Below are 22389 nucleotides of genomic sequence, written 5' to 3' on the forward strand. Positions count from 1 at the left end.
CGTGCAGTCACTGGGAGGGCCCCCGCGGTGGACCGCTACGCCAGATGGAATGCCCTGCTCGAGATGCTGACCGACAACGGCCGGGTCAGTGTCGAGGCGGCAGCCGAGCGGCTGGACGTCTCCCAGGCCACCATCCGGCGTGACTTCGACCAACTCGCCCAGCAGCAGATGATCACGAGGACCCGGGGTGGCGCGGTCGCGAACGGGGTCTCGTACGACCTGCCACTGCGTTACAAGACGGCCAAGCACTCGGCGGAGAAGCAGCGGATCGGCGCGGCCGCCGCAGCACTCGTCACGCCGGGCACCGTGGTCGGCCTGAACGGCGGCACCACCAGCACCGAGGTGGCGAGGGCGCTTGCCGTCCGACCGGATTTGAACACCAGTGCCGAGGGCGCCCAGCTCACCGTCGTGACCAACGCGTTGAACATCGCCAACGAGCTGCTGGTCCGGTCGCGGATGAAGGTCGTGGTGGCCGGCGGGGTGGTCCGCCCGAAGTCGTTCGAACTTGTCGGCCCGCTCGGTGGGGCGCTGCTGCGTGAGGTCACCCTGGACGTCGCGCTGCTCGGGGTGGACGCGATCGACCCGCAGCTCGGTGCCGCCGCCCACCATGAGGGGGAGGCCGCGATGAACAACCTGATGGTGGCCCGAGCCAAGCGCGTGGTGATCATCGCCGATTCGTCCAAGCTGGGGGGTCACGCCTTCGCTCGGATCTGCCCGGTCGAGCGGGTCGAGACGCTGGTGACCGACTCCGGCGCCGCCCCGGAGTTGGTGGACGCATTCCGCGCTGCCGGCGTGCAGGTTATCTGCGCCTGAGCAGTCACGTTCCGTCAATGAAATAGCCCGTTCGGCGCGTCTATGCATATCGCGTATTGCGCGCGTCTGCATACCGCGTATGGTGTCGGCTGTCACGCCCACCCATCGGGGGAGGTGCAGCTTGCCAGCTGTCCTGGAGATCGAAGGTCTACGTAAGACGTACAAGAGTCGTCGACGCGGCACCCGCAACGCGCTCGACGGCTTCGACATGCGGGTCGACGCAGGGCAGGTGCACGGTTTCCTCGGCCCCAACGGGTCGGGCAAGACCACCACGCTGCGTACGCTGCTCGGCCTGATCCGACCCGACGGCGGCCGGATGGCGCTGCTCGGGCACGAGGTCCCCGACGCGCTGCCCGTGGTCGCCGGTCAGGTCGGCGCGATCGTGGAGAGCCCGCAGTTCTTCCCGCACTTCTCGGCACGGGACACCCTGTCCCTGCTGGCCGGGGCGGGCGAGGTGCCGGCAACCCGGGTCGACGAGGTGCTGGAGCTCGTGGGGCTGCGCGACCGGTCCGGCGAGCGGGTCAAGACGTACTCGTTGGGCATGAAGCAGCGGCTCGCCGTTGCCTCGGCCCTGCTGAAGAACCCGAAGCTGCTCATCCTCGACGAGCCGGCCAACGGCCTCGACCCGGGCGGCATCCGGGAGATGCGCACGCTGATGCGCAATCTCGCCGAGTCCGGGATGACCGTCCTGCTGTCCAGCCACATCCTCGGCGAGATCCAGCTGATCTGTGACTCGGTCACCATCATCTCGCTGGGTCGGCGGGTCGCCTTCGGCCCGGTCGACGAGGTGCTCGCGCAGCACTCGTCCGGTGCGGTACGAGTCCGAATGGAAGCGGTCAGCGATCTGCACGCGGCCGCCGACGCGCTCACCCGGGCGGGGATCCGGGTCACCGGCCACGAGGACCACCTGATGCTGGCCGGCGTCGACAAACCGGCCTCGGTGACGCGTCTGCTCGCCGAGCACAACCTTTACGTCAGTGAGTTGGCTCCGATCGCCGTCGATCTGGAGAGCGTCTTCCTCGAGCTGACGGCCACCGCACCGGTCCCCGGTCAGAACCGGCAGGTAGACGAGTCCATGAAGGTCGGTGGGGCGGGTCAGCCCGGTGCCGCCGGGGGAGGGTGGGGCGCGTGAGCCTCTTTCGTACGGAGCTGCGCCGGCTCACCAAGCGGCGCTTCACCCGCTACATGACGCTGCTCGGCCTGCTGGTGCTGGCCGCAGTGGTGGTCGGGGTGTTCTTCACGAACCAGAAGATCGACGCCGACCAGCTCGCCAAGGCCGAACGTCAGGCCGACCAGCAGTATCAGGATCAGGTGCGCTGGAGCGAGCAGGAGCGCGTCGCGTGCGAGCAGGCCAAGAAGGCCAACACGCCGACCGACGGCCGCTACCCGGACGACTGCTCGATGATCACGCCGCCGCCCCGGGACCAGATCGAGGCGAAGTGGTTCCTGCCCTCGACGTTCGACTTCCGGAAGTCGTTCGACACGACACTTATCCCGTTCGCGGCGATCCTCGCCCTGGTCGGGTTCGTGGTCGGCGCGTCCTTCGTCGGTGCCGAATGGAGCACCGGCGGCATGATGAACCTGCTGCTCTGGCGGCCGCAGCGGCTCACCGTGCTGCTCACCAAGCTGGCCGCGCTGCTCACCGGCATCCTGGCGGTGACGCTGCCCGCCGCGGTGGTCTGGTTCGCCGGGTTCTGGGCGGTCGCATCGTTCCGGGGCAGCACCGAGAAGATGACCTCGGGGGCCTGGCAGTCGTTCATGCTGACCGGGCTGCGCGGCGTGGCGTTGGTGCTGGTGATCACCACCATCGGCTTCGCCCTCGCCTCGTTGGGTCGGCACACCGCGATGGCCCTCGGCGGCGTGGTCGCGGTGATGGTGGTCGGCCAGTTCGGCCTGGGCATCCTGCTGGCGATGGCGAGCGTGCGGTTCGCCGAGGCGTGGCTGCTGCCCACGTACGCGCTGGCCTGGATGACCAAGAAGGTCACCCTGCAGGACTACAACTCCTGCAACGCGACCTACTACGGGTCCTGCGAGCCGACGACCTTGGACATCACCTGGCAGCAGTCCTCCGTACTCTTCTCGGTCGGGTTGGTGGTGATCCTCGGGGCGGCGCTCTGGGCGATGCGTCGCCGCGACATCTCCTGATTCCAGCGTTCGATGCGAAGGCCGTCGGCTCATGCCGGCGGCCTTCGCGTGTTCGTGGGAGCGACCATCCACCTCACGCGGGCCCTTTGCTCTGCTTCCACCCAGGCAACAGCGAGGGCCCGCGCTCTGCCCAGCCGCGCCGGCTGGTGCGACCCAGGTCGTCGCTGGCTAGGCTGAGTGCCATGTCCGCCGACGCCACCCCGGCCGCCCCCGAGCCGTCCACTGACGCTCGTCGGGGTGACGTCGTGGGTGCTGTTGGGCCGGCGGTTCCGACTCCGCGGCCGGTGCCGCCGATCGAGAGCACCGGCGATCCCGACCAGGACGATGAGGCCGACGTCCAGCCCGCCGCGCCAGCGGCGGCCGGTCTGACCGAGCGGGAACGGGCGATTCTCGCCTTCGAGCAGCAGTGGTGGCGGCACGCTGGTGCCAAGGAGCAGGCCGTGCGGGACACCTTTGGGGTCTCCTCGACCCGGTACTACCAATTGCTCAACGGTCTGCTGGACAACCCGGCTGCGCTTGCCGCCGAGCCCGTGCTGATCGGTCGGCTCCGCCGACTGCGTTCGTCGCGCGCCCGTAATCGCCGCCGCTGACGGCCTGCGGCCCGGCAGGAATGTAGCCGGGTCCAAGGGGTACGCGGGGAGCGCTCCGAGGCCGCTGGCAGGTGGCCGGAGGTGACTGAGGGAGGCGGGCTATGGCGGGCACCAATCCGACGTGGGAGTGCCGGTGATGCGGGTTCGCTCCGCGTCCGCGCCGGCCCCGGGCCGACCGGTCAACGAGGACCTGGTGTTCCGGATCGGCCCACTGGTCGGCGTCCTGGACGGCGCGACCGTGCCGGATGGCTTCGACACTGGCTGCGTGCACGGGCCGGAGTGGTACGTCCGGCACCTGGCCGCGCGGCTCGGTGTCGCCGAGGCGGCACGCCCGGCGGCCCGGCTGACCAGCAACCTGGCCGCGGCCATCCTCGCGGTGCGCGCCGACCACGGCGGGCAGTGCGACCTCGACCATCCCGGCACCCCGTCCAGCACGGTCTGCCTTCTGCGTGACTGCGGCGACCAGGTGGACTATCTGGTGCTCTGCGACAGCCCACTGGTCCTGGACGCTGGCGGCCAGGTCAGCGTGGTGACCGACAACCGCCTGGACGAGGCGATGGCGGAGTTGCGGGAGACGGTGGCCACCGTGCCGGGCGGCGCGGTGGACCCGGTGACCCGGTTCCGGCACGCGGTGAGCGTCCAGCGGGAGCGGATGAACCGCACCCACGGCTACTGGGTGGCGGCTTCCGACCCGGACGCGGCCTTCCACGCGGTGACCGGGACGATGACCCGGCGAGGTCCGGCGGCGATTCGTAGGGCGGCACTGCTCAGCGACGGCGCGTCCAGCGCGGTGGAGCAGTTCGGGCTCACCGACTGGGCTGGTCTGCTCGACCTGCTGAGCGCCGACGGGCCGGGCGTGTTGCTCGACCGGGTCCGGGACGCCGAGCGCGACCACCCCGATCGGCTGCGCCGGCACAAACCCACCGACGACGCCTCCGTGGTGTTCTGCGAGTTCGGGACGACGGTTTCAACACCAACGGGTGACAACAGAGCGTGAGGAGTAACACCCAGGCCGCCTGACCGGCCGGTACCGGTAGCCGGACCGCCAGTGCATCGCCATTGGGGTGGACTTCGGCCGATGAGGGCGGCAGACTGCGGCACGTGGCGGGTGCGGTCCGGTTGGAGCCGGTGGACGAGCAGAACCTGGAGCCGTTGCTCTCCGTAGCGGCTGCCGAGGCGGAGCCAGGGGATGTCATGCCTCCCGTCGAGGCTCCCGCCGGCTGGTCGCTCGCCCGCCGGGAGGCATTCCGCGAGTTCCACCGGGCGAGCTTCGGCGGGCTGGACGGCCCGACCCGCTCGCAGATGTACGCGATCCTCGTCGGCGGCGAAGTGCTGGGCATGGTGCGGATGACGCGTTGTGACGAGCCCGGCACGGTGGAGACTGGGATGTGGCTCGGCCGGTCCGCACGGGGGCAGGGGATCGGCGCGGCCGCCCTGCGGGAACTTCTGAACGCCGCCGCGCGGGCGGGCATGCGGGCCGTGGTGGCCGAGACCACCCGGGACAACGTCGGTGCCGTCGCGGTGCTGACGAAGTGCGGGGCCAAGCTGCACGAGGAGGGCGACAAGGTGCGCGCCGAGATCTGCCTGGACTCGACGCCGCCCGCGCTCTGAGGCTTTCCCCTGTGCCCGGGGCCGGTCGGCGGCGACCGCGGGGGTCACCGCCGACCGCCTGGATCAGGCTGGCACCCGGACGATGTCGTAGTCGGTGCTCGGCGTCGACTCCACGTCGAACCGACCGTTCACCATGTACAACGCGTTGCCGAGCAGGTCACCGGTGGCCGGCGACCGCAGCAGCGGACTGGTGATCTCCCGCTGCACCACACCGGCGTTGTAACCGGCGTTCAACCGGACCACCGCGACGACGTTGGTCAGGTTCCGGATCACGTAGAGGGTGCGATCGCGCAGCACGAGCCCGTCGGCCCGCTCGACCGAGTAGCCGCCGAGGTCGAGCACACGGCTTCCGCCGGTACGCGGGTCGACCCGAATCAGTTGGCCGGTCAGCATCTGCGCGACCAGCAGCTCACCGTTCGGCAGTGCCACGATCCCGTTGTTGAACCCGTCCGTCGTCGCGGCCGGGCCGGTGAGCGGCAGCACCTGGAAGGCGGTGGCGGCCGGCAGTCGGCCGCCGGGACCGAGCGGAACCACGTATACCACCGGGAGCGTGGAGTCGGTGAAGTAGACCGCTCGCTTGGTGATCACCAGGTCGTTGACCAGGCTGTTCGGATCATTTGTGAACTGGTAGTGGGCCAACTTGGCACCGGTGCCCGCGTCGAACACGCTGGCGCCGCCACCGGAGAAGTCGGCGCTCCAGAGCCGGCCCTGCGAGTCGATCTTGAGGCCCGCCTTGGAGTTGCCCGGCGTACCCGGGATCAGCACTGAGCCGCGCCCGGTCCGTAAGTCACCCCGCCACACGGCACCGTCGAGGACGGACCCCACGTAAACGGTCTTGCCCCGACCGATCGTCAGCCCTTCAGGGGTGAAGCCGTTGGGCAGCGCGATCCGGGCCGGAAACGGCTTTGTCGGATGAGCGGTCGCCGGCGTTCCGACCGTGGCCAGAGTCGCCGCCGCGACCAGTGGGACGAAGAGAAGGGATAGCAACTTGCGCAAGAAGCACCACCTGACGTCAATGTGGATATCTCCACAAAGGAATGTGACGTCCTAAGAACACATTGAGCCCGCTGAAAGGTTGGCAACGGAATCAATCCCGTTTGGCGGCGTACGCGGCGAGCCACGCGACCTGGGCCGGGTCCAGCGACGGGCGCACCCGTGCCCGCGCCGTCGACACGTGCTCGGCGGTGACCGTGGCGGCAGCGAGCGACTCACGCATCGCGGCCAGCGCCGCCTCCCGGACCAGCGCCGCGCAGTCCGCCGCGGAGAAGCCGCTCAGCTCGTCGCCGAGGGCAGCGAGGTCCACGTCCGGTGCCAGCGGCACCTGCCGGGACGCGGCCCGCAGGATCTCCGCGCGGGCGGGCCCGTCCGGCGGTGGCACATAGACCAGCCGCTCCAACCGGCCCGGCCGCAGTAGCGCCGAGTCGACCAGATCGGGCCGGTTCGTCGCGCCGACCACCACCACGTTGCGCAGCGTCTCCACCCCGTCCAGCTCGGTGAGCAGCGCGGCGACAACCCGGTCCGTGGTGCCCCCGTCGGTGGCCTGGCCACGTACCGGTGCCAGCGCATCCACCTCGTCCAGGAAGATCAGGGTGGGAGCCGCCTCCCGGGCCCGGCGGAACAGCTCGCGGACCGCGCGTTCACTCTCGCCGACCCACTTGGAGAGCAGCTCCGCGCCCTTCACCGACAGCACATTGGCCCGCCCCGACCCGGCCAACGCGGTGACCAGGTACGTCTTGCCGCATCCGGGTGGCCCGTAGAGCAGCACACCGCGCGGCGGCTGCACCCCGAGCCGGGCGAACGTGTCCGGGTAGGTCAGCGGCCACAGCACCGACTCGGTAAGCGTCTGCTTGACCTCGTCCAGGCCACCCACGTCGTCCAGGGTCACCGAGGCCAGATCCAGTGTCGATGCCGCCATCGTGGTCGGCCGGACCACCTCCAGAGCGGCGGTGAAGTCGGCCATCGACACCGTTGGAGTCTCGGCGGACTTCTGCCGCAGTGCAGCGCGAACCCCGGCCTCCCGAACCAACGCGGCCAGGTCCGCCGCGACGAATCCGGGCGTACGCGCGGCCACCTCGTCCAGCCGGACGTCGTCGAACAGCGGCACCTGCCGGGTCAGCACGGTGAGCTGTTCGCGGCGCATCGCCTGGTCGGGGAGCGGGATGCTGATCCGCAGCGACAGCAGGTCGGGCGCGCGGAGCGCGGGATCGACCGCCTCCGGTCGGCCGGTGGTGCAGACCACGGCCACACCTGCTCGGATGCTCTCCGCGAGCACCTGGCGGAACACCGTGGCCAGCGGGCCGGGCTCGTCCGTCGGTGCGAGCGCCTCGACGTCACTGACCAGCAGCACCGCCGGCCCACCGGCTCGGGCCGCCGTCGCCGCAACGCGCATCCGGTCGGCGCCAGCCTGGTTGGACAACGCGGCCACCTCCGGCGCCCACAGCGGGTGTACGCGGGCACCGACCCGAGCGGCAACGGCCCGGACCAGCGCCGACTTCCCGGAGCCGGCCGGGCCGACGAGCAACACCCCCAACGAGATGGTGGTGCCCAGCCGGCCCAACACCTCCCGGTGGTGAAAGCCGAGGTCGAGCAGTTCGGTCAGCTCCTCGGCCTGGGCCCGCAGCCCGGGCAGCTCGTCCACGTCGGGAGCGTCGTCGGGCGGGTCCACCGCCGGGGCCGCATCGGCCGTCCGGGGTCGCTGGGCTGGCGTGGCGTCGACCGGAGTGGGCCCACTGTGAGTGGCGGGCCCGTGCTCCCAGGCGATCACCGTGTCCATGGTGACAAGCGCGCCAGCGGCCGGCTCCACCGCGAGCACGGTGAGCAGAGTGCTGGTCCAGGCGAAACCGACAGTGTTGGCGAGGCTGCGCCGAGCCGCCTCGACCAGGCTGCGCACCGAGGCGTCCGGCAGCACGTCCTGCGGCAGCAGCGACACATCGTCGCCGGCGGTGAGCACCTTGCCCAGCAGGGCCAACCGGAGCATCTCCGGGCTGACCGCCGCGACCACCTCAACCGGCCCGGCCAGGATGACCCGGCTCGCCGGGACCAGCGGCAACGGGCTCACCCGCACCTGACCGCCGTCGCGCACGCCCAGGTTGCCCAGCGTCAGGTCGTCGGCGTACAGCAGGGCGCTGCTCGCGCCGGGCGCAGCCGCCGCCACGATCCCGGCCGTCTCCCGGCGGCCGGCCAGCCGGACCGGGTCGCCAGGGCGCAGCCCCAGCGCGGTCAGCGCCTCCGGATGCAGCCGCACGATGCCCCGTCGGGCGTCCAGCGCGGCCGGCCGTAGGCTCGCCGTCAGGGTCAGGTCGGGTTGCGCCACCGCCCGACCGTAGCCGCCGGCGGCCAGCCCCGCTGGTCAGCGCGGCGGATCGAGTTCGTCCAACAGCGACGGGTCCTGCCGGATCAGCTCGGCCAACCGGACCGCCGGGTCCGGGGTCAACCCGTGCGGGCCGGGTGCCCACGCGGATACCGTCCGCCCGGATAGCGGCCAGGCCGGCGGAGGTTCCACCGGGGCCGCCGAAGGTGCCGGGGGTGCCGGGGCCGCCGAAGGTGCAGGGGGTGGCAAGGCCACCGGGGGTGCCGGGGGTGCCGGGGGTGCCGGGGTCGCCGGAGGCGCCGAGGGTGCCGGCCTGACCGTGACGTCCGGGCCGTTCCAGGAGACCCGCAACGGGTACGTCCGCCCCGCGTGCTCCACGTGCACGGTCACCGCCAGCCCCGGGTAGGCGCCGACGACCTGGCGGACCGCCTCGGCCACCTCCTCGACCGGCCCCCACCCGGCCACGTCACCCGAGGTGTCCACTTCTGCGTGGCGGGCGTCGTGCCGGCCCGGTCTGGCGTTGCGGGTATCGCTGAGGCCGAGCCCGGGAGGGCCTGGCGGTGGTGCGCTGTCGTCACGGTCGTTGGCCCGCCGGCGCAGCGCCTCCTCACGCCGGGCCAGTCGGGCCAGCGTCTCGTCCAGGTCGCCCCTCACCAGATCACCTCTTCCCGCCAACGGCCGGAGCCGGTCAGCTCAGGCTCTCCTGTCCCGGGTAGCACGTTCCAGCGCACGGTCCAGGACGACCAGCAGGGCGTCCCGCACCGAGAGCCGGTCCCGGGCGTCGAACTGCACAAGCGGAACGTGCTCACCGATGGCCAGAGCCCAGCGGATCTCGCCGAGTTCCAGGGCCAGCCGCCCGTCGAAGGCGTTGACCCCGACCACGAATGGCAGCCCCGCCCGCTCGAAGAAGTCGATCGATGGGAAGCAGTCGTCCAGCCGGGCGCTGTCCGCCACCACCAGCGCGCCGAGCGCTCCGCGGGCTAGGTCGTCCCACATGAAGCCGAACCGCGCCTGCCCGGGCGTGCCGAACAGGTAGAGCTTCAAACTGCGGTCGATGGTCACGCAACCGAAGTCCATCGCCACCGTCGTGGTGGTCTTGGTGGACCGGGCACCCGGGTCGTCCACGCCGATCCCGGCGCTTGTCATCTCGGCCTCGGTGGTGAGAGGAGCGATCTCGGAAATCGCACCCACGGTGGTGGTCTTCCCAACCCCGAACCCACCAGCCACCAAGATCTTGACCGGGATCGGCGGTGCCGCCGGCTTACCGACCGGCGGCGACGTCGCCCCCGGGCCGGACGGAGGCTCGTACGGCGGCGGTGGGCCGGCGCGCCCGACCAGCGGGCCGGTGCCCGGCGACATGCCGTAACGGGCGGCGGCGCTGTTTCCGGCGACCCCGCCGAGCGGGCCGACCGGCCATTCAGGAGATCGCACGGAGTCCATCAATCACTCGCAGGATGAGGTCGGGGTCGAAGGCGTCGTCGGCGTCGGTGACGTGCACGTCCAGGTGTCCCGCCGCCCGTAGGTCACCGACCAGGACCCGCGTCACGCCGAAGTGCAACCGGGCGCGGGCCGAGATCTCGGCCACCGAGATCGGCTCGGCGCAGAGCGCGATGATCGCCTGGAATTCCGGTGCCAGCAGGGCACCGGGCGGGCCGGTCCACCAGCCGCTGTCCGTGCGGGCGGTCACCTGCGTCTCCAGCCCGATCGCCGGGTCGGCACCCGCCACCCGCCCGGAGGTGAGCACGAAGGGGCGGGGCCCGGCCGGCCGATCACCGCCCGACTCCGGCTCCGTCGGGGTCGACACCGCGCCGTCCTCGGTCGGGGGTTCCGTGCGCAGGTACGGGCGGATCCGGACCTTGGGCTCCGGGTCCGGGTCCTCGCCGGCGACGTCGGGGGTCACTGCTGAACGGCGTTCTTCAACTCGACGATCAGCCGCGGCGTCAGGGCACCACCGGCCCGCCCGGCGAAGAGCGTCATCTCGTACGCGACAGTGCCCAGGTTCGCCGACCGGTCGGCGACCACCCCGAGCACGGAACCGCTGCTGATGGCACTGATCAGCAGGTAGCCGTCGGCCATGTCGACGATCACCCGGTTCAGGCCGCCGAGCGCGTACCAGCTGGCCGCCCCACCAGCGAGGCTGGTCATCCCGGAGACCACCGCCGCCAGCCGTTCCGCGTTGGACCGGTCCTTGATGGCCGACATGGCCATCAGCAGGCCGTCCGAGGAGACCGCGATCGCCTCCAGGACCCCGGCGGTGCTGGAGGTGAAGGAGTCCAACAGCCAGTTGAACGTACGTGCCTCCGGGCTGAGGTCCCCGCCGGCGACGGACTGACTCTGGGGGTCGACGTTGTCGTGCAGGAAGGGGCTGGTCACCGTGATGATCCTTCTTCGGTCCGGCGGTCTGGGCTGACTTCGCGGAGAGCGCGGGCGACGCCCGCCTCGAACTCGCTGATGAGATTGCGGACCTCGGCCGGGTCGCCGAGGTGCGTACTGAGTGGCTGGCAGGCCGGGACGAGAGCGAGGTTCGCCCCCGGCACCCGTCGGGTCAGCCGGGGCCGCCCCGGTGTGGCATCGGCCGGGCCGGTGCCACCCGCCACCATCGGGCCGAGGCCGCCCGGTGTGCTCGGCAGGTCGACGGTGTTCAGCTCGGCCCGGCGTACGCCGGCCTGGAACGCCTCAACCAGCGCGCGGGCGGCGGCGGGGTCCGCGCCGGTGGCGTCCACCGGCCGGATCGGCGGGGCAGCGACGTGCAGGCTTGCCCCGGGCACCCGCTGCCGGACCCGCGGGCCGGCCGGCGAGCCCGACGGTTGCGGACCCTCAGGTGTGGGAGTGGTCTGCTCCGGCTGGCCAGAGCCGAACGCGTTCCAGGACGGGCTGGCCTCCAGGCTGCGGGTGGCCCGACTCAGCAGATCCGAGTCGAAGCGGGCTGGTGCGGCGACGGCCGCCGTGAGGGACCGCACGCCGTGGTCGGGGTGGGGCGTCGCCGCCGTACGACGGCCTCGTTCCGGCACCGCGGCCCGGGCCACGGTGGCTCCGGCCCGGTCGGCACGGCGCAGCACCAGGGACGTCGGCGGGATCTCCAGGTGTGCGGTCACCCCACCGCCAGCGGTCGCGGCCAGGCCCACCTCCCAGCCGTGCCGGCGGGCCAACCGGCCCACCACGAAGAGACCGAGCACCTCGGTCGGTGCCAGGTCGAGCCGTTCCCGCCGGGTGAACCGGGCGTTCTCCTCGGCCAGCCGTTGCTCGCCCATGCCGATGCCCTGGTCCACGACGGTGATCCGCGCGCCGAGGCCGGACGCGTCGGCGGCCACCAGCACCCGGGTGTGCGGCGGGGAGAACGCGGTGGCGTTCTCCATCAGCTCGGCAAGCGCCAGGATGAGGTCGCCGACCACCGCCGGCGCAGCCGAGATGCCCGCCGGCACCCGCACCTCTACCCGGGTGTAATCCTCGATCTCGCCGAGCGCCAACCGGACCACGTCGGCCAGCGGCACCGGTGCGGTGTGCGCGTCCGCACCGGCCGAGCCGGAGAGCACCACCAGGCTGCCGGCGTTGCGACGCAACCGGCTGGAGATGTGGTCGAGCCGGTACAGGTGCTCAAGCCGGCCCGGGTCGACCTCCTGCTGCTCCAACCGGTCGATCAGTGCGATCTGCCGGCCCACCAGGTTCTGGGTACGCCGCCCGACGTGGCCGAACATCTGCGCCACGTTGCGTCGGCCGGCGACCTGCCGCTCGACCAGCCGTGCAGCGGTGCTCTGCACCCGGTCGAAGGCCCGCGCCAGGTCGCCGATCTCGTCGTTGGCCCGGATGTCCACCGGCTCCAGTCGGACCGGCTGAGGGCTCTCCCCCTCGTCGTCGGTGACCCGCACCAGCTCCGCCTCGGCGACCCGGGCGACCCGGTCGGCCGAGCGGGTGAGGCGGGTCAGCGGTCGGGCCACCGTCCGCGCGACCGCCGCGCTGAGCAACACCACCAGCGCCAGGACCAGCGCCGCTGCGGCACCGACCAGGTACGCGGCGGTCAGCGCGCGCCGCTGCTCGGCGGTCACCTCGGCGAGCACGTCGGCGACCAGCTTCTTCTCCACGAACTGGCCGAGTCGGATCATCGTGCGGACAGCCGGGAAGAGCGCCTCCATCGGCACGTCGCGGACTGCGCTGGCCGGGTCCCGAGCACTGGTGACCAGGAAGTCCGCACTGGTACGGGCCGCCACGGCCGCGTCGTTGAGCTGGGCCACCTTGAGCTGCTCGGGCGTGATCAGGCTGCGGAAGCGCAGATTGTCGACCTGGAGCGCGGCGATGCACGCCACGTACCCGGTGGTGGTGTCCGGGCTACCGATCGCCTTGACCAGCAGGCTCAGGGTGGCGCAGGCGCCCAGGCCCTCGTCGACGCGGAGCAGCCCGTCGAGGGCGAGCACCTGCCGACCCGGCAACGTGTCGGTGTCCACACCGAACACCAGCCGCAGCGACTCGATCAACCCCATGTTGACGGGGCCGAACGCGTCCATCACCTGACCAGGGTTCGCGACCCGGGCCAGCACGGCCGTACGCAGGTCGATGAGGCTGGACACGCCGTCCAAGGCGCGGTCGACCTGGTCGGTCAGCGCATCGCTCTCTCCAGCCCGCAGGTCGGCCACCCGGTCGTCCACGTCGGCGGCCTTGCGGATCAGCTCGCTGCGTTCGACTCGACCGAGCAGGAAACCGACCGAGAGGATGCGTTCCTGCTGGAGGTCCTGGACCAGGCTGCCGACCTTGCTGGCGAGTCGTACCCGGTCGGCGGTGTCGCCGGCCCGCTGTGCCGCGGCCACCCGGTCGAGCACCACGGGCACGGCCAGGCCGACCATGCTGAGCAGCGGGATCACCACGAGCAGCGCGAGCTTGCCGCGGATGCGGAGCCTACCGAGCAGCATCGAACGCCCCCCACCGCGCGGACTCCGGGTCACGGGCTGCGCCGACCGGTTGCAGCCCGTGCGGGTCGCCGGCCGGCGGTTGCAGCCCGTGCGGGTCGCCGGCCGGCGGTTGCGGCCCGCGCGGGTCGCCGGCCGCCGGTTGCCACAGTTCGACAGGTGCAGGGGTGTCGGGGCTGTCCGTGTGGGTCGCGGCCATGGCGGCCCGCCGCCGGGCCCGCCCACCGGCGGCGATCATCAGCGCGGCGAGCCAGCTCAGCAACAACCCGGCGGCCACACCCGCTCCAACGGTCAACCAACGGTCCCGGTCAAGCCCGTCGATGCGCTCGACCAGCAAGGCGTCCAACTCGCCGAGGATGACCGGCTGAAGTTGGCGGGCGGCGCGCTGCGTGTTGAGCCCGGCTGCGCTCAACTGATCCGAGTGCACCGCGTTCTTGCCGTTGGCGGGGATGGAGTGTGCGGCCAACGCCTCCACCGAGCGTTGGTAGGTGTCCAGCGGGGTCAGCACGTTGGCACCGAGATCGGTGCTCTCCGAGCCGTCCACGGCGGAGCGCAGGTTGTCGACGAGGTCGCTGGCGGGTCCCAGGGCGGTTACCCGCAGGCCGGTCAGCTCCATCAGGCCGCGGGGTTGCTCGGCGGCCGGTCGGCGGGACACCAGCGTGCCCAGATCGGCGAGCCGGCCGGCGGCCACCACCGCCTCGGGAAGCTGATGGCCGGCGCTGTCCTGGAGGAAGAAGGAGTCGGCGGAGGGATCGCGTACCAGCCCGGAGCTCTCTCGGACCTTTCGGTGCAGGGCCAGCAGCAGGTCGGACACCTCGCTGTACGCCGTGTAGGCGGACTCCGGGTCGGCGAGGCTGCGGCCGCGCAGCGCCTCCAGCTTGGCGCGTACCCCGGCCCAGCGTTCCTGGCTGAGCAGCTCGACGCCGACGCGGGCGTCCACCGCTGCGGCCTCCTCGACCGCCCGGTTCAGCGTCTCCGCCGGGACGGTGCGGCCGTTGACCGCAGCGGACTGGGCCTCCACGAGGGCGTCGGTGACCGACCCCAGAGCGCTGAGGTACTGCACACCGAGCCGTTCCCGGACGGCCAGGTCCCGGTCGTCGGTGGTCTGCCGCCAGGTGGACGTGAGGAGCAGACCCACCGGTGCCAGTAATGCCCCGATGAGCAGCAGCGGCAGTAGCCGGCCCAGCGTGGATGGCCGTCGACGGGCCCGCGGCGCGGGGACTGTCATGTGTGTGTCTCCTCCGGCGTGGTGCGCGGATCGGCGCGGTGGCGGGTTAGCCGACAAGTCCCGTGCACCGGACCGGAAAACTAACCGACCCCCTTACTGGTCAGGCCTCGGTCGAGGAGTCAGGTTCGCGTCAGTTCGCGCGATGTCACCATTTGTCCGCGCTTCCAGCCCGTTCCGCGTCATTGGTGGGTGTGACATGGAGGGATCGAGGTGGATATCCGCGGAAGATCGGAATTCTCGGGATCCGAACTCAACTCACTGGGCCGCGTCGGACAAGACGCGCTCGCACCCACCCGATCACCGATCGGGGCAACCGGACGGACGTACGGCGGATCTCAGCCAACGCTCAGGCTGCGGGCCGTACCGTGTGCCGCATGACATCGCCGTCGCCGGCCGCGTGGTTCCGGCGTGCCCTGCCCACCCGCCGCCGCGCGATCGCCGCAGGGGTGGTCGTCGTGCTGGTGGCTGCCGCCGTGACCTGGGCGGTGTGGCCGCAGGGGCCGGGCGTTCGCAGCGAGAGCGCGATGCTCACCGTCCGCTCCGGACCGTCCGACGACCAGCCGGTGGACCTGGACACGACCTTCTACCTGCCCGACGATGCGTCGTCCGGTCGGAAGGTGCCGGCGGTGCTGTTGGCACACGGGTTCGGCGGCACGAAGGAGTCGGTGCGCTCCGACGCGGAGGAGTTCGCCGGGCGCGGCTACGCGGTGCTCACCTGGACCGCGCGGGGCTTCGGTCGCAGCGGCGGCGAGATCCACCTGGACAGCCCGGACTACGAGGTGCGCGACGCGGCTCGGCTGCTGGACTGGCTGGCCGCCCGACCGGAGGTCCGCACCGACGGCCCCGGTGACCCGAAGGTCGGTGTGGTCGGCGGCTCGTACGGCGGCGGGCTGGCGCTGTTGTTGGCAGCCCAGGACCGTCGGGTCGACGCGATCGTCCCCATGATCACTTGGAACGACCTGTCCCGCGCCTTCCTGCCGGAGAGCACCGGCGGGGCACCGACCGAGGGTGTGTTCAAGAAGGGCTGGGCTGGCCTCTTCTTCGGCGGCGGCGGCAACGTGGGCTCCGGCCCGGCCGGGCTCTCCGGTGCGACCGCCGCCCAGCCGCAGGGCGCACCGGCGTCGGCCGGCCCGCCCAGCCCGGGGCCGGGTGCCGGTCCGGGCACGGGTCCCGGCGGCGCCCCGACCGGTGCAGCCGACCCGTCCTGCGGCCGGTTCGCCGCCGACGTGTGCGCCGCGTACCTGCGGATCGCCACCGCTGGCCGCGCCGATCAGGCCGCCGTGGACCTGCTGCGCCGGTCCAGCCCGGCGGGTGTCCTGGATCGAATCAAGGCGCCCACCCTGCTAGTGCAGGGCGAGGCGGACACGCTCTTCCCCCTTGGTGAGGCCGACGCGAACGCGAAGGGCATCGCCGCCGCCGGCACCCCGGTGCGGGTCGCCTGGTTCACCGGCGGCCACGACGGCGGCGCAGGCCCCCGCTCCGACTCCGACCGGGTGAAGTTCCTGACCGTCCAGTGGCTCGACCACTACGTCAAGGGCGAGGGCGACGCGCCCGGCGACGACTTCACCTGGTCGCGGATCGCCGGCTTCGACGCACTCGACCGAGGTCTCGTCGCCACCGGTTTCCGCCGCGCTGACTACCCGGGCCTGGCCGGCAACGCCCGCCGGGAGGTCGCGGTCGCCGGCCCAGCCCAGCCGATCGCGAACCCGCCGAACGGCAACCCGGCGGCCATCTCCTCGATCCCGTTCGCGGGCGGGCTCGCCTCGCTGCTCGACGGCGTGGCCGGCGACGTGCCCGGCCAACACGCCCGGTTCGAGTCGTCGCCGCTGACCGAGGCGGTGGACGTGGCCGGCGCGCCCACCGTCACCCTGCGGGCCGCGTCGCCGACCGGTGCGGCGGTGCTCTTCGTCAAGCTCTACGACGTCGACAAGGACGGCGCGGCCACCCTGCCGAACGGGCTGGTCGCCCCGATCCGGCTCAGCGGCCTGCCGCAACAGGTGCAGGACGCCCGCCCGGTCACCGTGACGCTGCCCGGGATCGTCCATCGGGTGGAGGCCGGGCACCGGCTGCGTCTGGTGGTGGCCACCTCCGACCAGGCGTACACGACGCCCGCCCAGCCGACCGTCTACACGGTGGCAGTCGACGGCGTGGTCACCCTGCCCACGGTCAGCGGTGAGCCGATCCCCACCGCGGCGACGATCTGGCGCTGGGTGCTCGCTGGTCTGCTCGCCGCCATCGCGATCGGCCTCGTCGTGGTCGTCGCCGTGGTCCGCCGCCGGCACCGCCGCCAGGACCGGTCGGTGCATCCGGAGTACGCGGACACCCCGCTGGCCGTGCGCTCACTGCGCAAGGAGTACGCGGACGGCTTCGTCGCTGTGTCGAACGTGGACTTCGAGGTGCACCCGGGTCAGGTGGTGGGTCTGCTCGGGCCCAACGGCGCCGGTAAGACCACCACGCTGCGGGTGCTGATGGGCCTGACCCAGCCAACCGCCGGGGAGATCTACGTCTTCGGTCGCCGACTGGTGCCCGGCTCGCCGGTGCTGTCCCGGATCGGCGCGCTGGTGGAGGGCCCTGGCTTCCTGCCGCACCTGTCGGGCCTGGACAACCTGAAGGCGTACTGGCAGGCCACCGGGCGACCGGCCGAGGACGCGCACTTCGACGAGGCGCTGGAAATCGCCGGGCTGGGCGACTCGGTACACCGGAAGATCAAGAACTACAGCCACGGGATGCGCCAGCGTCTCGCCATCGCCCAGGCCATGCTCGGCCTGCCTGAGCTGTTGGTGTTGGACGAGCCGACCGACGGGCTCGACCCACCACAGATCGCCGAGATGCGCCGGGTGCTCCAGCGGTACGCCACGGACGGCAGGGCGGTTCTGGTCTCCAGCCACCTGTTGGCCGAGGTGGAGCAGACATGCACGCACGCGGTGGTGGTCAACAAGGGTCGGATCGTGGCGTCCGGGCCGGTGGAAGAAATCGTGGGCGAGTCGCCCAGCGTGCTCTTCGACGTCACCGACCCGGTGGCGGCGCGGGCGGTGCTGGACCGGCTGCCCGGGGTCCGGGTGCTGCCGGAGAGCGACGGCCAGTTGGTGGTCGACACCAACGGCACGGCCCGCAGCGAAGTGGTGGCCGAGCTGGTGCGCGCCGGCATCGGAGTGGACCGGGTGGTGCCCCGGCGGCGCCTGGAAGACGCGTTCCTGGCCCTGGTGGGCGACAACTCACGGGGAAGTGGTGACCGGTGATGGTTGTTTCTGGCGCGGGCGAGGCCGTTGGCTACCGGCCGTCGGCGACCATGCCGTTCGCGGCGGAGTTCCGTCGGCAGGCGTCCCGACGGCGTACGCAGCTGGCGCTCGGGTTCATGGTGCTGCTGCCGCTGATCATCCTGATCGCGTTCCAGTTCAACTCCGGCGGCGACGACGACAACGGCAACAACGAGTTCGCCAGCCTGGTCGACCTGGCCACCTCGGGCGGGCTCAACTTCACCCTGTTCTCGATCTTCGTCTCGGCGTCGTTCCTGCTGGTGGTGGTCGTCGCGCTGTTCTGTGGCGACACGGTGGCCAGTGAGGCGAGCTGGGGCAGCTTGCGCTATCTGCTGGCGATCCCGGTGCCCCGGGCCCGGCTGTTGACGGTGAAGCTGGTGGTCGCGCTCGCGTACTCGGGACTGGCCCTGCTTCTGTTGGCTGGCACCGCGTTGCTGGCCGGCACCCTGCGCTACGGCTGGTCACCGCTGCGCAGCACGGTCGCCGCCGAGCTGGAGCCCACCGAGGGGCTGCTCCGGTTGCTGGCGGTGCTCGGCTACCTGGCGGTCGTACTGCTGGTGGTGGCCGGGCTGGCGTTCCTGCTGTCGGTGACCACGGACGCTGCGCTCGGCGCGGTCGGTGGTGCGGTGCTGCTGTGGATCCTGTCCAGCATCCTGGACCAGATCACCGCTCTGGGGGCGCTGCGCGACTTCCTGCCCACCCACTTCAGCACCGCGTGGTTGGGGTTGCTCTCGACCCCGGTGCAGACCGACGACGTCGTGCGCGGCTGTATCTCGGCGATCAGCTACGCGACGTTGTTCTGGGGTTTGGCGTTCTGGCGCTTCACCCGCAAGGACATCACCTCATAGTCGGCTGGTCTCGTGGCCGGCTGGGCTCATAGCCGGCCGTCGGGTGGGCTCACCGAGGACGGCACCGCGCTCGGGGCCGGTGGCGGTGCCGGCCGCGTCGGCGCCGGCGTGGACGGGTCGGCCTTCTTCCAGGCGCTGACGCCGATCCGGCCGGTGTTGCCGAGGTCGATCGGCCCGTCGGGGTCCACCTCTTCGGCTGGCTGCCCGGCGGCGGGTGCCACCGTCAGGTATTCGCCGTTGGTGGCCACCACTGTCGAGTCGGTGACCAGGTTGCGCCAGAGCACCACGGCGGTGGCCCGCTCCCCGGCGGCGAGGGTGACCTTCCGAGGTGGTTGGTCGAAGCCCATGGTGATCTCCTTGGCGCCGTTGACCACGCGCAGCATGATTGGCTCGCGTTGCTCGTCGAACACGTGCAGCACCGGGTACCCGTTGAGCTGGTAGGGCTGGTCGCCGCAGTTGATGAGCTCGATGCCGAGGGCGCGCAGGCCCATGGCGGCATCCCCGCCGGTCGACCGGATCTGAACGCCGGACGCCGGACACGGGTCGACGGTCGCCGACGGGCTGGGACTCGGCGCGGTCGGCGGCGGGTACGGGGGGTCCCCGCCCTGACCCCGATGGTCATCGGAAGTGCAGCCCCCGAGCACGAGCACGAGCGCGGTCGCGACCGTCGCGCTGATACGTCGCCATGCTGCCGGGTCACGGGAGATCATTTGTTGATCCTCGCCCACGTGGGCGTGCCGCCGCCGCCCGGCCTCAGCCTTCGCCGGCTCTTACTGCGCCATACGAACTGGTGTGCGACCTCTCCTGGTGCGCCTTTGGAGCTGAATTGCGGCATCGCTCGCCGTATCACGCAACGCAACGCCGTCTGGCGGCTTTTCGTCGAGGCGGTCGCGGCGTTCGAGCTCCAATAGTTTGTAGACCTTGACCTCACGCCGCACCTGCCGACCGCCCTCGGTGCGAACTACTAACTCAGAGTTAATAGTTGCCTCGGTCACCTCCACGTCGGCCAGCACTCGACGCATGATCTGCACGATGTTGGGAACCGAGGTGCCGTACAGCTCTGCCATTTGAGCCTGAGTCAGCCAGACCGTCCCCTTGGTCGCACGCAGCTGGACGACGGACCCGCCGTCGTCGGCGCGGTAGAGGATCAGCTCGCAGGCAGGATCGGTCACCCGCGGCCCCGTTCGGTGAGGGCTCGGGTGATCTCGGTAGCGTCGAATCGGGCGGGCTGGAAGTCGGCAGCGGAGGCCAGTCCGAGCCATTCCAGCCGGTCGCCGTGTTCGGGGTGGCCGGGATCGCTCAGCACCTCGACCAACTCGGCGTAGCCCCAGATGCCACCGCAGTCTTCCGGCGGGGCCGACCGCCGACCGCCGGTGCATCGTGGGTACGCGATGGGCTGGCGAGGCAGCACCTTCTCTACGACGATTTCGTGTGTCCAGTCGTCGCCGAAGTCGTACGTGTATTTGAAACGGTCTCCGCCGCCGGACGCGACCTGCTCCAGGGTCACCGGGGCTTCCGCGCGGTAGCCCAACTCTCGGTCCGCGACCCCGAAGTCGCCGTACGCGGTCTCGAAGACGTGCAGGTGGGAGTCGTCCCAGCCGAAGGCCACCTGGATGATGTCGTGCAGGTCGGCCAGGCTGGTGTCGGCAGGCAGCTCCAAACGCCGCCAGATTGGTGGCTTCGCCCCCCGCAGACCCACCTTGAGCTGGTAGATGGGCGCGGCTGGGCCGGATTTCTTGCGCTTTGCCGGCAGCTTTCGCCCGGCGGCACGTCGTCCTGCTCGGGTTTGGATCTGCTGCGCCTGCCCGGCGATCTGGCTGATCATGTCCAGCAGTTCGAGGGTGGGTCGACGGGTGTCGGCGTCGTGCTGGGCTGGTGGGCGTGTCGGCTCGGGCAGCGTACGGATCCGGGCTCGCAGCAGCACCGCCAGCATGTGGTAGCCCGGTCCGTCCTCGTCGTCGAATTCGTCGTCGAACTCCGCGAGGTCACGTTCCTGGTCGTGGTCTGCGCGGGCGTCGAGGGCCCGTTCGACCTGCCACCGAAACTCGGCCGGGGCCAACAACTCCTCCGCGATCGTCAGACCGGCACGACGGCCGTTCTGCTGAATGGTGGTGACCACCTCGTCCAGGGCGTGAGCGGGAAAGAACACGATGTCGGCCGCCGCGTCACAGTCGAGGTGATCGACGTGGACGAGGAACCCGTACGATCGCCCGGCTCGTTCGAAGGCGCAGACGAGCATGGACGCGCTGCCCGCCGAGTCGGCGAACCGTCGACACGGGCCGACCCGCACGGGCTGGCGCAGCTCACTGGCCCAACTCGGTGCTGCCACGCCCGCGTCCACCAGACGCTGGGCAGCCTCTGCGGCGACGGTGCCCTCCCGGACTGCGTCGATCGCGAGCAGCATCGCGAGCGCCTCGGGCGTACCGATTTCGGCGACGGCCGGCAGCATGTCCTCGTTGAGCGCCTCGGTGAAGCCTTCGCCGCCAAGGTCACCAGCGGACAGGAACGTCGCGGCAAACAACTCGGCCTCGACGGGATCCTCCGCCTTGATCAGGTCGGCAGCGCCGGCGACCAGGTCGTCGATAAAGGTCTGCGGATCGAAGTCAGCATCTGAGCACACCGGGCAGTCGCACTGATCCATCTCGGCGGGACGGGCCCGCCGCACGACCTGCTGGCCGGACCGACTGGGCTTGGCGCGCTTACGACGACGGCTCTCGGGACTCATCCGAGCATATTTTCACGGGCTGCCGGAGCCGGCCGCACACAACTCGCCGGGGTGGTCGGTGGGCAGGGTGCAGCGGGCGCCGCCGGGGAGGCGACCGTCGCACCAGACGCGGGTACGCACGAACTGGCGATCTTCTTCGCTCAGCGTCGTCTCGCCGAAGTCGATGGCACTGACGTGGCCGAGCGAGTCGCGCAGCGCCTCGGCCAGTGCGCGCGCACCGTCGATGCTGGTCAGGGTGGTGGGTAGGTGCACGATCCAGCGGGGCTGTGCCTCGTACTCCATCATGGTTTCCTTTGGGTGCGGCACCGAGGCGGGCGGGGTCGGCCGGCGTTTGCCCGGACATTCGCGGACCGGAGCCCGGCGCCCGCCCCGGGCCTGCTTCAGGCGGTCGCTCCGGACAACCCATCGGTGTACGCAGTCAGTGCCGCCACGGCCGCCGTGAGGCTCTCCGACGTCAGGTCGAGCTGTTCGGCGGCCCGGGACCACTGCTCGCTCACCGCGTCGGTGGCCGGGTCGGGCTGGCCGGCCTCGACGAGCTGCCGTCTGGCGGTGGTGATCCGCTCGGGGAGTCGTCCGACTCGCTCGGCTGCGGCACTCAACTGGTCGCGGGCGGTGTCCAGCACCTCGGTCAGGTCACCAATGGTGGGCTGGCCGGCCTCGGTGTGCAGGCGTCGTAGCCCATCGGTGAGCTGCCGTTGTGCCTCGCCGGCCAGGTCGAGCGCGTCCTCCCCGCAGCGCCGGGCCTGCCGGATCGCCGGATGGACGCAGCCCGCGCTGGTCCGCTCCAGCAGGACGGTCGCGGCGGCCACGGCGAGGTACGTCTCGCGCAGCTCGCCGGCCACCTGCTCGACCTCCCAGGCGGCGCTCGCCTCGGGCACCGTCATGTCGCCTCCTCGCGGGTTGGTGGGTGCCGGGGCAGCGCGGCAGTCAGCCCAGATGGGGGACATCCGAGTCGCTATTCGCG

General features: G+C 71.5%; 21 protein-coding genes. 8 read left to right on the forward strand and 13 right to left on the reverse strand.

The features are described 5' to 3' along the window. Positions 1–27: 27 nt before the first annotated feature. The 6 genes from ACLQ28_RS24380 (at position 28) to ACLQ28_RS24405 (ending at position 5159) form a co-directional block, all read left to right on the forward strand. Positions 28–813: a DeoR/GlpR family DNA-binding transcription regulator gene (locus ACLQ28_RS24380; protein ID WP_355027530.1), complete on the forward strand. Its 786-nt coding sequence runs from the start codon at positions 28–30 to the stop codon at positions 811–813. 121 nt (positions 814–934) lie between these two features. Next, positions 935–1945: an ATP-binding cassette domain-containing protein gene (locus tag ACLQ28_RS24385; protein WP_425688597.1), complete on the forward strand. Its 1011-nt coding sequence runs from the start codon at positions 935–937 to the stop codon at positions 1943–1945. Next, positions 1942–2958 (forward strand): ABC transporter permease subunit, encoded by a 1017-nt coding sequence (locus ACLQ28_RS24390; RefSeq protein ID WP_425688598.1) that lies wholly within the window; start codon positions 1942–1944, stop codon positions 2956–2958. The genes ACLQ28_RS24385 and ACLQ28_RS24390 overlap by 4 nt, the downstream gene beginning before the upstream one ends. 182 nt (positions 2959–3140) lie before the next feature. Then, on the forward strand, positions 3141–3548 hold the full coding sequence (locus tag ACLQ28_RS24395) for a DUF3263 domain-containing protein (protein WP_425688599.1): 408 nt from the start codon (positions 3141–3143) through the stop codon (positions 3546–3548). A 136-nt stretch (positions 3549–3684) separates the two neighbouring features. Further along, complete coding sequence (locus ACLQ28_RS24400; RefSeq protein WP_425688600.1) at positions 3685–4545, forward strand: hypothetical protein; 861 nt, start codon at positions 3685–3687, stop codon at positions 4543–4545. A gap of 104 nt (positions 4546–4649) precedes the next feature. After that, positions 4650–5159 (forward strand): GNAT family N-acetyltransferase, encoded by a 510-nt coding sequence (locus tag ACLQ28_RS24405; protein WP_363725513.1) that lies wholly within the window; start codon positions 4650–4652, stop codon positions 5157–5159. Positions 5160–5222: 63 nt separating this feature from the next. Here the strand turns inward: ACLQ28_RS24405 and ACLQ28_RS24410 are convergent, their stop codons facing one another. From ACLQ28_RS24410 to ACLQ28_RS24445, 8 genes are all read right to left on the reverse strand, one after another. Next, on the reverse strand, positions 5223–6155 hold the full coding sequence (locus tag ACLQ28_RS24410) for an SMP-30/gluconolactonase/LRE family protein (protein WP_425688601.1): 933 nt from the start codon (positions 6153–6155) through the stop codon (positions 5223–5225). A gap of 91 nt (positions 6156–6246) precedes the next feature. After that, positions 6247–8472 (reverse strand): AAA family ATPase, encoded by a 2226-nt coding sequence (locus ACLQ28_RS24415; RefSeq protein ID WP_425688602.1) that lies wholly within the window; start codon positions 8470–8472, stop codon positions 6247–6249. A 36-nt stretch (positions 8473–8508) separates the two neighbouring features. Continuing rightward, the gene (locus ACLQ28_RS24420; RefSeq protein ID WP_425688603.1) at positions 8509–9123 is read right to left on the reverse strand and encodes a hypothetical protein; all 615 of its coding nucleotides are present in this window, start codon (positions 9121–9123) and stop codon (positions 8509–8511) included. A 39-nt stretch (positions 9124–9162) separates the two neighbouring features. Next, positions 9163–9909, reverse strand: a complete 747-nt coding sequence (locus tag ACLQ28_RS24425; RefSeq protein ID WP_425688604.1) for a GTP-binding protein — start codon at positions 9907–9909, stop codon at positions 9163–9165. Continuing rightward, the gene (locus ACLQ28_RS24430; protein ID WP_425688605.1) at positions 9887–10369 is read right to left on the reverse strand and encodes a DUF742 domain-containing protein; all 483 of its coding nucleotides are present in this window, start codon (positions 10367–10369) and stop codon (positions 9887–9889) included. Before ACLQ28_RS24430 ends, ACLQ28_RS24425 begins: the two co-directional genes overlap by 23 nt. Beyond that, entirely contained in the window at positions 10366–10842 is a 477-nt protein-coding gene (locus tag ACLQ28_RS24435) for a roadblock/LC7 domain-containing protein (RefSeq protein WP_425688606.1), read from the reverse strand. The genes ACLQ28_RS24430 and ACLQ28_RS24435 overlap by 4 nt, the downstream gene beginning before the upstream one ends. Continuing rightward, a complete protein-coding gene (locus tag ACLQ28_RS24440; protein ID WP_425688607.1) occupies positions 10839–13370 on the reverse strand; it encodes a nitrate- and nitrite sensing domain-containing protein in 2532 nt (843 codons plus the stop codon). The genes ACLQ28_RS24435 and ACLQ28_RS24440 overlap by 4 nt, the downstream gene beginning before the upstream one ends. After that, on the reverse strand, positions 13357–14595 hold the full coding sequence (locus ACLQ28_RS24445) for a hypothetical protein (RefSeq protein WP_425688608.1): 1239 nt from the start codon (positions 14593–14595) through the stop codon (positions 13357–13359). Before ACLQ28_RS24445 ends, ACLQ28_RS24440 begins: the two co-directional genes overlap by 14 nt. 374 nt (positions 14596–14969) lie before the next feature. Here ACLQ28_RS24445 and ACLQ28_RS24450 point away from each other — a divergent pair, with 374 nt between their 5' ends. Then, complete coding sequence (locus ACLQ28_RS24450) at positions 14970–17834, forward strand: alpha/beta fold hydrolase (RefSeq protein ID WP_425688609.1); 2865 nt, start codon at positions 14970–14972, stop codon at positions 17832–17834. After that, positions 17834–18700, forward strand: a complete 867-nt coding sequence (locus ACLQ28_RS24455; protein WP_425688610.1) for an ABC transporter permease — start codon at positions 17834–17836, stop codon at positions 18698–18700. Before ACLQ28_RS24450 ends, ACLQ28_RS24455 begins: the two co-directional genes overlap by 1 nt. Before the next feature lie 26 nt (positions 18701–18726). Here ACLQ28_RS24455 and ACLQ28_RS24460 read toward each other — a convergent pair whose 3' ends face one another. The 5 genes from ACLQ28_RS24460 to ACLQ28_RS24480 form a co-directional block, all read right to left on the reverse strand. Beyond that, on the reverse strand, positions 18727–19410 hold the full coding sequence (locus ACLQ28_RS24460) for a DUF4232 domain-containing protein (protein WP_425688611.1): 684 nt from the start codon (positions 19408–19410) through the stop codon (positions 18727–18729). A gap of 60 nt (positions 19411–19470) precedes the next feature. After that, positions 19471–19872: a hypothetical protein gene (locus ACLQ28_RS24465; protein ID WP_425688612.1), complete on the reverse strand. Its 402-nt coding sequence runs from the start codon at positions 19870–19872 to the stop codon at positions 19471–19473. Next, positions 19869–21425 carry a plasmid pRiA4b ORF-3 family protein gene (locus tag ACLQ28_RS24470; protein ID WP_425688613.1) on the reverse strand — a complete coding sequence of 519 codons (1557 nt, stop codon included), beginning with the start codon at positions 21423–21425 and terminating at the stop codon, positions 19869–19871. The genes ACLQ28_RS24465 and ACLQ28_RS24470 overlap by 4 nt, the downstream gene beginning before the upstream one ends. Positions 21426–21437: 12 nt before the next feature. Next, on the reverse strand, positions 21438–21707 hold the full coding sequence (locus ACLQ28_RS24475; protein WP_425688614.1) for a hypothetical protein: 270 nt from the start codon (positions 21705–21707) through the stop codon (positions 21438–21440). 98 nt (positions 21708–21805) lie between these two features. Continuing rightward, positions 21806–22309 carry a hypothetical protein gene (locus tag ACLQ28_RS24480; protein WP_425688615.1) on the reverse strand — a complete coding sequence of 168 codons (504 nt, stop codon included), beginning with the start codon at positions 22307–22309 and terminating at the stop codon, positions 21806–21808. Between the last annotated feature and the right edge of the window lie 80 nt (positions 22310–22389).

It is taken from the genome of Micromonospora sp. DT201, assembly GCF_049841575.1.
Lineage (GTDB): Bacteria > Actinomycetota > Actinomycetes > Mycobacteriales > Micromonosporaceae > Micromonospora.